The sequence below is a fragment of the Alistipes sp. CHKCI003 genome, assembly GCF_900021155.1.
Classification (GTDB): domain Bacteria; phylum Bacteroidota; class Bacteroidia; order Bacteroidales; family Rikenellaceae; genus Alistipes; species Alistipes excrementavium.
This window is the reverse complement of record NZ_FCNT01000006.1, coordinates 16234-28303: the sequence shown is the minus strand read 5'-3', so window position 1 is coordinate 28303 and position 12070 is coordinate 16234. Positions and strand designations below refer to the sequence as shown.

General features: G+C 43.6%; 11 protein-coding genes. 3 read left to right on the top strand and 8 right to left on the bottom strand.

Features of this window, described 5'->3' with window-relative positions; all coding sequences use genetic code 11:
• Window positions 1-43: 43 nt before the first annotated feature.
• The 8 genes from BN3659_RS13635 to BN3659_RS00450 all read right to left on the bottom strand — a co-directional run bounded on the left by BN3659_RS13635 (window position 44) and on the right by BN3659_RS00450 (window position 3474).
• Window positions 44-340, bottom strand: a complete 297-nt coding sequence (locus BN3659_RS13635; RefSeq protein WP_091533697.1) for an HNH endonuclease signature motif containing protein — start codon at window positions 338-340, stop codon at window positions 44-46.
• A complete protein-coding gene (locus BN3659_RS00475; RefSeq protein ID WP_091533695.1) occupies window positions 340-615 on the bottom strand; it encodes a hypothetical protein in 276 nt (91 codons plus the stop codon). The genes BN3659_RS13635 and BN3659_RS00475 overlap by 1 nt, the downstream gene beginning before the upstream one ends.
• Window positions 612-884: a hypothetical protein gene (locus BN3659_RS00470; RefSeq protein WP_091533694.1), complete on the bottom strand. Its 273-nt coding sequence runs from the start codon at window positions 882-884 to the stop codon at window positions 612-614. Before BN3659_RS00470 ends, BN3659_RS00475 begins: the two co-directional genes overlap by 4 nt.
• Window positions 885-894: 10 nt before the next feature.
• Window positions 895-1533, bottom strand: coding sequence for a P-loop NTPase family protein (locus tag BN3659_RS00465; RefSeq protein WP_091533692.1), 639 nt, complete (start codon window positions 1531-1533; stop codon window positions 895-897).
• A 5-nt stretch (window positions 1534-1538) separates the two neighbouring features.
• Window positions 1539-2420, bottom strand: a complete 882-nt coding sequence (locus tag BN3659_RS00460; RefSeq protein WP_091533690.1) for a hypothetical protein — start codon at window positions 2418-2420, stop codon at window positions 1539-1541.
• Window positions 2417-2767 (bottom strand): hypothetical protein, encoded by a 351-nt coding sequence (locus BN3659_RS00455; protein WP_091533689.1) that lies wholly within the window; start codon window positions 2765-2767, stop codon window positions 2417-2419. The genes BN3659_RS00460 and BN3659_RS00455 overlap by 4 nt, the downstream gene beginning before the upstream one ends.
• 112 nt (window positions 2768-2879) lie before the next feature.
• Window positions 2880-3131, bottom strand: coding sequence for a hypothetical protein (locus tag BN3659_RS12705; RefSeq protein ID WP_141682434.1), 252 nt, complete (start codon window positions 3129-3131; stop codon window positions 2880-2882).
• Window positions 3132-3264: 133 nt separating this feature from the next.
• Window positions 3265-3474: a hypothetical protein gene (locus tag BN3659_RS00450; protein ID WP_091533687.1), complete on the bottom strand. Its 210-nt coding sequence runs from the start codon at window positions 3472-3474 to the stop codon at window positions 3265-3267.
• Between the two features lie 59 nt (window positions 3475-3533).
• Between BN3659_RS00450 and BN3659_RS00445 the strand changes: the two genes are divergently transcribed.
• The 3 genes from BN3659_RS00445 to pglZ are packed head-to-tail and all read left to right on the top strand — an operon-like array spanning window position 3534 to window position 12068.
• Window positions 3534-6128, top strand: coding sequence for a phosphoadenosine phosphosulfate reductase domain-containing protein (locus BN3659_RS00445; protein WP_091533685.1), 2595 nt, complete (start codon window positions 3534-3536; stop codon window positions 6126-6128).
• A 24-nt stretch (window positions 6129-6152) separates the two neighbouring features.
• On the top strand, window positions 6153-9635 hold the full coding sequence (locus BN3659_RS00440; RefSeq protein WP_091533684.1) for a hypothetical protein: 3483 nt from the start codon (window positions 6153-6155) through the stop codon (window positions 9633-9635).
• A 3-nt stretch (window positions 9636-9638) separates the two neighbouring features.
• Window positions 9639-12068 carry a BREX-4 system phosphatase PglZ gene (gene pglZ, locus BN3659_RS00435; RefSeq protein WP_091533682.1) on the top strand — a complete coding sequence of 810 codons (2430 nt, stop codon included), beginning with the start codon at window positions 9639-9641 and terminating at the stop codon, window positions 12066-12068.
• Window positions 12069-12070: the final 2 nt, after the last annotated feature.

The following is a 12070-nucleotide window of genomic DNA, read 5'->3' as shown; positions in this document are numbered from 1 at the left end:
GGAAAGATTTACTTCATAGGCAATACAATTTAATGGTTAATAACTATTTATCCCGTGCCGATTTACGGCTGTGACATCTGTTGCATAACGATTGCAGATTCTCAATATCCAGCGGAGCTCCGCCCTTATTGATCGGAATGATGTGGTCGACCATCTGTGCCGGGGTGTGACGTCCCTGACGCAGACACTCCTCGCAAAGCGGGTGTTTCTGCAACTGCACAAGACGTAGCTTCCGCCATGCTACAGATTGATAGAAGGACGTATTGTGATGGCGATATCCCTCATAAGGCTTTCGCAGGGGAAGCCACGGCCGTGGTGTGTTTCGTTTCAAACGTGGCATCAGCGTATTATATCGGGGTTAACAGGTAATGACGGATCTTCCGTGCGGAAGCCTTTCACCCGCAGAATTCCAGCTTCGGGGAAACGCTCTCGCAGTGCCTCTGCCGAAAAATCGAAATAGGCAAAGTCGTCCGTAAAAGCGAACTGCTCATAATCCAGAAGGTTACGGCGCAGGGCAAGTAGATCGTAGTCATCCCATAACAGGATCTCGCCATTGTGTGTGGCATATTTGCGCTTGCCATTGGTCAAGCAGAAGATTACTCGATACTCTTTCATACCAGGCGTTGTTTATAGTCCTTCAGTTCGATGAACAGTTGCAACTCCAGGCGAACAATACTTGCCGCAGGATAGCGTCCGCTCTTTCGGCCGCGCACATACTTGCGGTGCAGACGTTGCAGAAAAATCTCGGCATCGCGCCTGTCAATCTGCTCCGCGATAAGTTCATAGCCCAATGGTGTATCCGTGGATGGCGGAATGATGGTCTGGAATCGGCTCTGCGCATAATTGTAGCAGAGGGACACGATTTGGATGGGGATCTCATTCATAACATACTGATCATTTACGCAGGCTCTCGCCGCTGAAATGGACACTTCGACACAGATGTGCCAGGCGATCCATCGTGCGCTCACCATAGCGGTTATAAATCTGTTCTTCACAGAGGTTCGTAGTGATAAAGACCGGACGATGATAGCGCTCGGCCGCATTAAGCACCAGATTGAAACCCTCATATCGTTCGCCATAATCATTGAGCATCGGCTCGACACCCAACTCATCGATAGCCGGAAACGATGAATGCAACAACCGATCAATGTAAAGCCACGGCCGGTGGCTGCGAAACGTTTGCTGATCGGGAATCTCCCTGCCCATATCCTGCGCATGGACGGGCTGCAATACGCGGTTCTTCATACGGAACAGTACCGGGAGAACCCCGTTCAGAATTACGCTCTTGCCCCGTCCGCAATCGCCCATCAGAAGCAGGCCTTTATCCTGCGTAGAGATCATCCACGCAATAATATCTTCATATTCGGGCAAATGGTGATATTGCTCGAAAGTGGAGTCCACGGAGCGGAAGATTGCCCGAAAAAGTTGATTGCAGGTCGTCCTGTCTCCCCAGGACCACGACCATATTTCGCGATGATCGAGCACGCCCTCGCGGGTCATCTGCGAAATCAGTTGAGAAATGTTGTTTGCCATAATATCTATCGATTGGTTTCAGTATCCGTTTTGCCTGCATCTCGCAGTTTGTCGATGTAATGTTGTCGCCGTTGCGCATCTTTGCTCTGCATAATTTGCCCGATACGTTGTCCGTATTGTCGGCCGCATTGTTGTGTCGTATGACGCAACGAGAATAATCCGGCCCAGTTATTCGCCATACTTTGATCGACAATGGCGGACGCAAGAACGACATCATCCTCCGAGAGCCGACGAAGCAGGGAGAGACATTTTTTTGCGCCCATCTCACTCCGATAGCTCTCATGCCGCAGTCGCTTGTATTCAAACCAGGTCGCCAGCACCGCACGCCACGGCTCATCAAGAGAATCCAGGAACTGCCCCTGATTGAATCGTTGGCCTTCTCTCTTTTTGGCGCAACTTTTTCTCTCTTGCGACGTAGAGGTCAGCTTTTCTTTTTTCTTGATTTTTTCTTTTATAATATCTCTGTTTAGTTTATATATGTGTTCATTTTGAAACGCAGTCTGCAACACAAAATCCCCATTTGTACCCTCCTGTGTTTCACATTGTATTGCAAACTGTGTTGCAGATTGTGTTGCAGAGTCCGTTTCAATTTGAAATACAGGAGGACTCTCCAATGCAATAAGCCGATAGGTACAGCAAGTATTGCCCCCGTGCGACCGAAAGGCTATACGCCCCATTTTGCGCAACCGCTCCCTCTCACGGTAGATTGTGGTGCGTGACAATCCGGTGCGAAGTTCCAAAAGAGAATAGGGAACTTTCATAGCCGGACGCCAGCCACTTCGATTGGAGATGGACATCAGAGCATGCCACAACGAAATGGCCGAGGCTGGAAGCGGATTGGCCTCCAACCAATCGTAGAAGAGTTTTATTTCCGTCAGATAGTTCATCGCTTCAACCGGTTATACTGGCGCAGTATACGGTCGAATTCTGTGGCATTATCACCCGTCACGGATTCCACGGAAGATTCACCCGGCTCCAGGGCGTACCCCATATGTCGCATGATATCGCGCTTGCTGATACGAATGCCGTTATTACACCTCTTGCGCTCGATGTTGTACTTGATACAGTCCCTATCAAGTTGCCGAAGTCCCTTGCCCAACATATCGGCGGCCTCCTGCCGCGTGATGTAGACATCACAAGTAGAAGAACCGTCCAAACAACGGAGTTCATTCAGGCTACTTTGCAACGACAGCAACTCCGTCTGAATCTTATTGAGGATATCAATATACTTCATAGCATCGCTGTTTTATTCCCGGAACAAAATTCCGAACAATAAAAACAGAAAGTGCAGGGAGTCCAGGCTGAACTCCCCACAAAAAAATTTATATCATGCTATAAATCAGGTGCTAAATTTTGGTATTTTCCATCAAGCAGGCAGAGAGAAGTGAGATAAAAGCCGCAGGATTACGCTTGATGTTAAGAATAATATCCCGCTCGTTATAGGCACTGGATTCTGAAATGGAGAGGCGTAACCGTTTGGATACGGAGGCCACGACTCGGGCATAGGCGGCAGGTCGTCCTCGCTCATCGATGAGGGCCTCTGCCCGGCATAGTGCCGTGAGAAGTTCTAACAAATCTCGCTTGGTGAACTTTTCCAAATTCCACCGGAACGGTGACGATTCGGGCGAGCGTACAGGAATAAATAAATCCGGAAAGGTAAGCCGCTTTTCGTTTTGGGCGATGAGCGTGTTGATGTTGGCTCGACAACGATGGATTAACGCATTGTGCGGCTCATTTTTTTTTGCGGAGAACCCGCGAAAGTTGGGATTTGAGATCTTGCAGTTGGAAATCGATCTCGAGATAACCGGCCGTCCCAGCGACAAAATCCCGCAACTTGGCCTGAAATGCAACGAACGCAACATCCAGCTCCGCATAATCCATCTTCTGTGAGTCTCCGCTCACAACCGCTTGCATAAAGCGGCAATCGTGTAATTCTTTCATTTTACAGAATAATGGTTAAATCTTCATAAAAATATAATCATAAAATTTGCAAACACAAAATGGATTCTTATATTTGTGGGAATCAACGTGAATCATCTATGTTCAAAATAGTTTGGGATAAACCACATAATGGAGTAATACTCACAATGTCATCGGCTGGAGAGGCCCTAGGGATAGCCCCAAGGCCAGTTTTCTACGAAGAACTGGATCTTTTGGAGTTAAATCGTTTAGGCTGGACTTATCCACATTCTGAGGCTCCATTACTTTGGGCTTGCGATCGTCGATATTTCTATTGCGGAGTATTGGTAATGGAAGTAAAAGGAGGCAACCTATTTGACAAACCAGAGGTTATGCTAACTCCCGAGGGCGAAAAGCTCGACTTAGTCCCAATTGACCTTGAAAAGTTGCGCGACGCCAATTCTGACGCAATGTTCTTAATTGAACATGAAGCGATGGAATTTATCAATAATATTTATCGACGTTATAAAGGTATTACCCAAGCTTCTAAAATCAACCCCGACATAGATTTTCAGGCATTAGCGGCCCGTCTAGAAAAAAGGACTGGCCAAAAGCAGGTTGTCGTAAAAGAATCGTGCGACAGTTTTGATATTATGCCAGAAAGTGAAGCCAATGCACAGGGGAAAAGCGCGGTATTGGCAAGTAAGATTGATCAATTCGTAGTTTCTTTCTCTGGGGGCAAAGATTCTCAGGTGCTTCTTGATCTCGTAGCTCGCGTCATCCCCAGCACCGACTTTTCTGTCATATATTCAGACACGGGGTACGAACTACCCACCTCTATTGAATTATATAAAGAGACTAAACAGTTTTATACAAATCTTTATCCCAAACTTGCTTTTTACATAGCGAAAAACGAACAGCCCATTATGTACTATTGGGATAAACTAGGTTCTCCTAGCCGCATTCATAGATGGTGCTGTAGCGTTATGAAGTCTGCCCCTCTAGCAAAAAAACTAAAGGAAATAACTGGTGGTAAGAAGCAACCACATGTCCTTTTATTTGACGGAGTTAGGACTGAAGAAAGTGTTAGCCGATCAGGGCGGTCAAGAATTGGCAAAAATGTCAAGCATAACAACATGATAAATGTAAGTCCTATTCTTGACTGGAATGCCACTGAAGTTTATCTCTATTTGCTGTTTTATGCTCTTCCCTTCAACGCTTCCTATAGAAAGGGATTGTCTCGAGTAGGTTGTATTCTTTGCCCCTATTCTTCTGGATGGAGTGAAGACCTTTGCGGCAAACTATATCCGAAAACCATTCAGCCGTTCATTTCGTGGATTGAGAATAACCTTCATTCGAATAACGTAGAGGGCGTACAGAATTACATAAAAACTGGTCGGTGGAAAATGAGAGCTGGGGGACGAGATCTAAAGATTCAATCCTCCATTAATATAGTCTCTATAAACCCAACATTCAAGGCGATTCTACATACGCCACAAGAAAGTTTATTAACTTGGCTAAAGATACTCGGGCCATATACATATTCTCAAAATAACAATATCACAGAAGGTAAACTTAATTACAACAAAAATATTTACTCATTTAGAATCCAATATTTTAAGGATGATTCTCTATCTTTTGAGTTCAGTGATACCGGCGGGGATGTAATTCTCATCAGCCGGTTAAAAAAAATATTATTTAAAACCACCTATTGTGTTCATTGTGAAGTTTGTGAAGTAGAATGTCCAACCGGAGCATTAACAGTGACACCTATAGTCATTGTAGATACGAACAAATGCGTACACTGCTTTAAATGCCTTGATTTTAACGAAAAGGGATGCATAGCAGCCGCTTCAGTAAGTGCATCCTATGGCGATACACCGACAACTAATAACTCAAATAATATGAAATCTACCAAATCAGGCATCAACCGATATAATGACGGTATGGGGTTGCGCGAGAATTGGCTTCGCAAATATTTTGACAACTCCAAGACATTCTTTGAGAGTGAAGACCACGGCCTTAACATGACCTACCAAATTCCACCATTTACAAATTGGTTAAGAGAGGCTAAGGTTATCAAAACAGACAATAAAGATATTTCAGAGATTGGAATGAAGCTCCAATCGATTTACGCTACAAATTCCAAACTCGTATGGGAAATTATTTTTATAAATCTCTGCTATAACTCAGAGATTTGTAACTGGTTTCACTCATCCATTGAGTTTGGCACATTGTATTCGAGAGCCGAATTGGATGTAATATTACAGGACGCATACCCCAATCTAAAAGGTCGCACCCTAAGTAATCCCTTAAACTCTCTCATCAACACATTTAAGGATAGTTCATTAAGCAATGACCCGCAACTAGTAGTCTTAACAAAAAAGAATGGGAAACTGGCAATAATGCGTAATCCCCATAATGACATTTCACTTGCTGCGGTCGCCTATTCTTTATATTTATATGCAGAGAAGATGGATCGCTATGCCATTTCCGTTTCAGAATTTTATGCTGAGGCCCAAAAGGAAGGAATTTACCGACAGTTTGGCATTGATCGGCCGTCATTCGAACGCATACTTCGAACACTTCAGGAGGAGCGGCACCACGTTCTTAATGTTCAACTCAACCTCGGTCTTGACAATATAAACCTCCGTGAAGATATTTCATCAACGGATATAATTAAAATGATGCTTTAGAAGAACCTCCTCATTCGAGATATTATGGCAAGCTACTCCGACTATATCAAAATGCTAAACTATCTGCCGGTCTACGACATAACGGCAGAGTCTAGCAACCGCTTATGGGCTTCTTTCATCCCCACAAACCAATTCTGCGACTTGCTCCAGCAAACGATGACGGCAGTAGCCTCATCTGATAAATTTAAGCGCAAAAGCATTTGGGTACAAGGAACATTCGGAACTGGTAAGTCTCATGCCAGCTCTGTGGTAAGGCATCTTTTGTGCGATAAATACGAAGACATAAACTTCTATTTCAACAAAATAGAAGATACTAGTTTGCGCAATCTGGTGGATAATTTCCGCAAGAATAAGAAGCTTTTCTCTGTCGCCATCAAAGGTGTTGAAGGTGCATATGATCTTCCGCGCTTCTCGCTCTCTTTACAACGTCAAGTAAAAGAAGCTCTTATTGCTGCAGGGCACTCTGGGATCACTGTCAAATCCGACTTTGAGAGTGCAATACAATATGTGGAAGAGCATAAACAATATACACAGGACGCCATTGACAAACATGAAGATCTAAAGGACATTGCGCCCACTCCTGAAGATGTAATCGCTCTCCTCAAGACTAACAATATCCAGGCTTACATGGAACTTGAGGAGGCCCTCTACAAAACCGTAGGCGTTCCATTAACCACCAAGAATGTCAGCGAATGGCTCGCTGAGGTAGAGCACGCTATTGAAGAAGTTGGTATAGCAGATGGTCTGATTATCTTCTGGGATGAGTTTACCTCCATCATGGAAGCGATTGGTAGCGACCGTATCAACGTTCTTCAGAACATTGCCGAGAAATCGCAAAGTTGCAATCTTTTCCTCTTTTTAATTTCACATCGTGTAGAGGATCAGATATCCACCGGTAGCAAACGGGACGATGTGAAAACCATGAATGATCGTTTCTACACCATTCGCTATACGATGGATGAAGTGTCCACATATAAAGTGATGCGACATACATTCGATCTTAGCAATGAGGATGGCTACTGCTCACTCAGATACAATCACACAGACAGACTGAATGAACTGATCGACTATCTTTGCGAAGGCGGTGTTGAGGATGAGCGTAAGAGTATCATGGAACTGTTCCCTATGCATCCTTACAGTGCATTTTTGTGTTCCAAACTCTCGGACTATGTAGGCTCGGCCAATCGATCCGTCGTTAACTTTATGAACGACGACAAGAAGGGCTTCCGCAAATTTATCACTGATGAATCCATATTCGAATTACGAGGTCTTCTCACGGCAGAATGGCTTTGGGATTTCTTCTTTGATAGTTTTGCGGCAAACCCGCTTTGTGGTGCATTCACTTCCAATTATCGCAACCATATTCATCGAGTTCAGGCTGAAGGAGACGATTATGTACGCGTATACAAAGGAATTCTTCTTTTGAATACTCTTTCTACTCAGTTTGCATCCAAAAGCACTGATATTATCGCCCGTATCTCCCCTAACGAGAAGAGTATTCGCGGCCTATTTGCCGAAGATCGCTTAGAGCCGAAGATGGATGATATTCTGCGTTTCCTGGATACTAATCAGATTATTGCCCGCGATGTATTCGGAGAGTTCAAGATATCTGTTAGCTCGCTAAATCCGGCTGAAATTGCAAAAGAAAAAGAAAAAGTAACGGCACAGTTCAAATCTGCAAATGACTTTTTGAACTACGACAGTGCGGCCAAATCAAACATCACCAAATTCTTCGCGGTCGGCACATACTTAATTCGCAAATGCGACCCTCAAATATTCGCATGCTCAGACTCTGAATCAGTCGTCCGTGCAAAGTTAAGCAAGTACACATCTGAGAAACCCAACACACTTCATATCGCCATTTATCTTGGTGTCTTGGAAGAAGAACGTCGTGCGTTTGAGAGTCGTATAAAAGATTTCTCTGTAGAGTTTCCAAACACCATTCACATTATACCAGACGAGGTCTTAACCAATGAATCCCGAACCAAATTCATTGACCTCATTGCGAATCGCAACGTAGCCAAGAGCCATTACCAGGAGTCTATAGAGAAAGAGAGTGAACTCGCAGCCGAACAATTGATAAGCAAATGGAGTACCCGGCTTGTAAATGGATCGTTCTCCTTGTATTTTAATGGAGAGCAAACGCGAGAAGGCATTATTGGTAATATTCATACGCTTATCAACAGAAAATTTAGCCACAGGGTATTCCCTAAAGGATTGGAGGCCATTAAGGCATTTCGGTCTGGTGTGACTGACACATTCCTAGTAAATAAGAATTTCCCTGCGCTAGTGTTGCAGATGCTACAATCGCCCACACGCGATAAACTCACTAAATTCACCGGAGCTGATGGCCCTGCAAAACACATCTTTGAGGAAAACGACAACCATCTCATCGATGAAGACTGCCGACTTACCCCTGCAGCTTTTACGAATGGAACTTGGATTGCGCAAGTATGCGAAGAGGTCGATAAATGCATAGAAGGAGCGAAAAAGAAGTATGTGGATAAATTCTCACTCTCTGAGATTTTCGCTCCGCTGATACGTCCACCTTTCGGATTCTTTCCATCTCGAGCAAACTGGGTTGCTTTTGCCTATGCATTACGCAAACATAAAGCAGACCTGTTCGTCACCACTATCTCTCAACCCATATCCGACGAGAAGTTAACGGACATGATTGTAGAGATGTTCAAGATGTGGAACGACGGCCACTCGGAGGCAAACAATAAATTAATGCTACGCTTTGGCTCTAAGGAGGAAAGTGAATTAACCCAGTTGCTTTTCGAAGTATTCCAGCTTCAGTTGATTAAGGACATACCTGAAGGTAAAAGCCTCAGCAATGTCCACTGGGGCATCAATGAATTCTGCAAGCAAAAGTCCAAATATCCACTTTGGGTGCTTACCTATTGTGAAAATATCAATGAAACTAGATCTGCCATTATTAAGCTTCTCATTGAAGTACTTGAAGCGGATCAGAATCCGGATATCACAAAGATTAAGAATCTGTATCGCTTAATTAATAGCGAAAAGGTGGATATTGCACAACTCGTTTCCAACCCCAACAACTATGAAAATGGGTTCGTGAACTTCATTAACTCAATGAAGACTGTCAAGATACAGAAAGAGTGGTGGAATGAACTGATTGAAGAAATCTCACATCTCCAATCCGAGGTCGCTTTCCGTAAGGAATCTGACGTGCGAGAATGCGTATATGCATTCTATAACACAAAAAGAGATGAGTTAAATCCCGTTCAGCCTATTCCGCAACCGGATCAACCTGCCGAGCCTAACAAGCAGGGCGATACGCCATCAGTGTCGCCCAAGAATGACATAGTGCCTTCTGTACCTCCCACACCCGCAACACCTACAGCGAATCCCGATACGGTTAAGAAGGCCAAGAATCTAGTCAAGGAAACAAATATGCCTGGCGTGTTGTGGCAGAAGGTTGTTTTGGACATTATTGATGCGAATCCAGAGGTGGCTGAATTCATCTCGAAATATCTTTCATAGTATATGGATGCTTCTGAGAAAATAATCCGCTTCGATTCCTACGAAGCCCTGCTAGAGGAAATCCAGCGTGACATGAATAACGGTGACCCGATCTGTTGCCGTTATCCTGTCCGTTTTATTATGCTCAACAATTTTAATGTTTGGCATCAGCTAGCACAGGATTTGGCCTGTTTGGGAGTACAACCTCTCGACTTAGAGGAACTAATTAAGGATAGCCATGAACGTTGGATTACTACTGATGAACTCAGTCGTACCATAAAGGCATGTACGGTAACCTCCGTTGTTACACCATTCTCTGAATTAGTCCGTTTTTACTCAGACACCAATTTCCGGGGCTTCTTTAATGAGATCATGTTAACCGAAGACATTGATCGCCCTCAGAAGCGAATTTACATCCCATTAATTGGGCTACAGAACCGTTTCAACAATTTTCTTAATGGATTTGCGCGTATTGAAGAAAGTGCGCCAGTTTGGGCGTATTTGACTGAAGAGCACAAAACAAAGGTTTTCTTGACAACCATCAAAAACGAGACCGACGCATTCGCTGGACACGAAAACATCAAATGCCTCAATACCCTATACGATTGGTTACGGTTTTGGAAAACCCACGCTCCTCAAGAACAGATTATATGTTCATCAGGGCCAATCAATCGGAAGGAAAAGTTCTCCGACCCTGACAATATTTTCACCTTTGAATACATCAAGAACTCCTATGAGTACATAGTATCGTTCTTAGGTGTTAGCATCCCATTCATTTATAATGAGACAGAAGAGAAATATTGGTCTTTGTTACTGGCTGACATCATTAAAAGTGATCCTGCCGTATTCAATCTCTCTACATTCATTTCGAACCATTTAGGAGCTTTGCTGGTTTCACCGCGAGACTTGTTTTATCGTTGGGGACAAGCAGACACAACGCCCTACGATCGTTGGCTCTTGAAAAATTATTTTTTGACATCCGCATCCTCCGAGGAATTTCCATATCTTAAGATATGCGTCGAGGAACTTTCTGCATACGACGATTATTGCGAACTCCACGCGAAAGTTGCCGAACGGATTTTCTATGTCTATGACTCTACAACTCAGAAGAAATATGCAAAAGAGCGAGAGATTTTAATAAAAGACTCCGCCATCATATTTAATGAGTTTATCAATGAGGCAACTAAAGATTACCTCAAAACCTGCATCTCAGAAATTGCACAAAATGATGTTCAGTTAGCAATTACCCTCACAACAGGAGTTTTCGATTTTGAAAAAGTCCTTTTGTTGGCATGGTATGCAGATAGCGACCAGACAGGCTTGAAGCTCGAGGATGCTGCAAAAAAATATCCGGACTTAGGGATGTACCTCTCTAATCTCAAGCCATCAGAAAAGAAAAAAGACAACTGGCATCTTGATTACCTAGAAGCGTATCGTGATGCTAAACTTCACAATGTAATAACTGAGAGTGTTGCCTCATATATCAAAACCAAAAATCACAATAGTGACTCATTCTATGGATGGTATTATTCCTTTAATGAGACGCATGATTTATTACATAAGCACGCAGGGGTCACAGATATGCGCCCTGACAAAATCTATTGGATAGATGCTCTTGGGGCTGAATTCATGCCCTATCTGCTCTCTTTCTTTAAGGAAAAAGGATGCGGATATCGCGTTGCGTATTCAGAAATAACTCGTTGCACTATACCTTCCGCAACGGCACAGAATCGGTTTGATGCGGTTTCTAAATTTAGCGAACTGGACGCTATAGCACACGATAGCAAAGGTTACAAAAAGAACATTTCGCTAGTTAAAGAACTTAGAGAATTATTCTCAATATTGCGAAAGATTGTTGATAGCAATACTCACGGGGAACACACTATTGCTATTGTTTCAGACCATGGATTAAGTTGCCTTTCGTGTCTCGCAGAGTCCAAGAAGTATGACGCTAAGGTAGAACATGACGGACGCTACATTAAGGTCAATACCAATGGTAAAATATATGAGGACGCAGACTATATAGTCCATGTAAATGAGAACGATGGTGAGCGATATAAAGTAGCACTTACCCATTCCTCTTTGGGGCGAAAACCAGTCCATGAAGTTCATGGTGGTTGTACTCCAGAAGAAGTTCTTGTTCCATATATCATCATTACTAATAAGGCACAAAATTTAATCAACTACAAATATGAGCTCATTACCAAAGAGGTAGAGGTGTCCGAACCAGTGATTACCATTGCGGTAATGCCTCAACCGGCTAGTGTAACGCTTCATATTGGCAATAATAAATATTCTATGAATCGCAACGGCCGTATGTGGTCGGCCCAAGTTGATGGGGTGAAAGAAGGTGTATACAAAGCCGAATTTACCATTCCAGGAGGAACCTCCTTTACGGTAGAAGTACAAGTTAATGGCACGGGCTTCGGCGGAAATGACTTTTTAGACTTTTAACG

What these genes read in the sequence shown, in the direction of transcription:
- BN3659_RS00475 (WP_091533695.1), bottom strand. Translation starts at nt 615, where the DNA reads ATGAAAGAGTATCGAGTAATCTTCTGCTTGACCAATGGCAAGCGCAAA.
- BN3659_RS00455 (WP_091533689.1), bottom strand. Translation starts at nt 2,767, where the DNA reads ATGAAGTATATTGATATCCTCAATAAGATTCAGACGGAGTTGCTGTCG.
- BN3659_RS00445 (WP_091533685.1), top strand. Translation starts at nt 3,534, where the DNA reads ATGGATTCTTATATTTGTGGGAATCAACGTGAATCATCTATGTTCAAA.
- BN3659_RS00465 (WP_091533692.1), bottom strand. Translation starts at nt 1,533, where the DNA reads ATGGCAAACAACATTTCTCAACTGATTTCGCAGATGACCCGCGAGGGC.
- pglZ (WP_091533682.1), top strand. Translation starts at nt 9,639, where the DNA reads ATGGATGCTTCTGAGAAAATAATCCGCTTCGATTCCTACGAAGCCCTG.
- BN3659_RS13635 (WP_091533697.1), bottom strand. Translation starts at nt 340, where the DNA reads ATGCCACGTTTGAAACGAAACACACCACGGCCGTGGCTTCCCCTGCGA.
- BN3659_RS00440 (WP_091533684.1), top strand. Translation starts at nt 6,153, where the DNA reads ATGGCAAGCTACTCCGACTATATCAAAATGCTAAACTATCTGCCGGTC.
- BN3659_RS00460 (WP_091533690.1), bottom strand. Translation starts at nt 2,420, where the DNA reads ATGAACTATCTGACGGAAATAAAACTCTTCTACGATTGGTTGGAGGCC.
- BN3659_RS00470 (WP_091533694.1), bottom strand. Translation starts at nt 884, where the DNA reads ATGAATGAGATCCCCATCCAAATCGTGTCCCTCTGCTACAATTATGCG.
- BN3659_RS00450 (WP_091533687.1), bottom strand. Translation starts at nt 3,474, where the DNA reads ATGAAAGAATTACACGATTGCCGCTTTATGCAAGCGGTTGTGAGCGGA.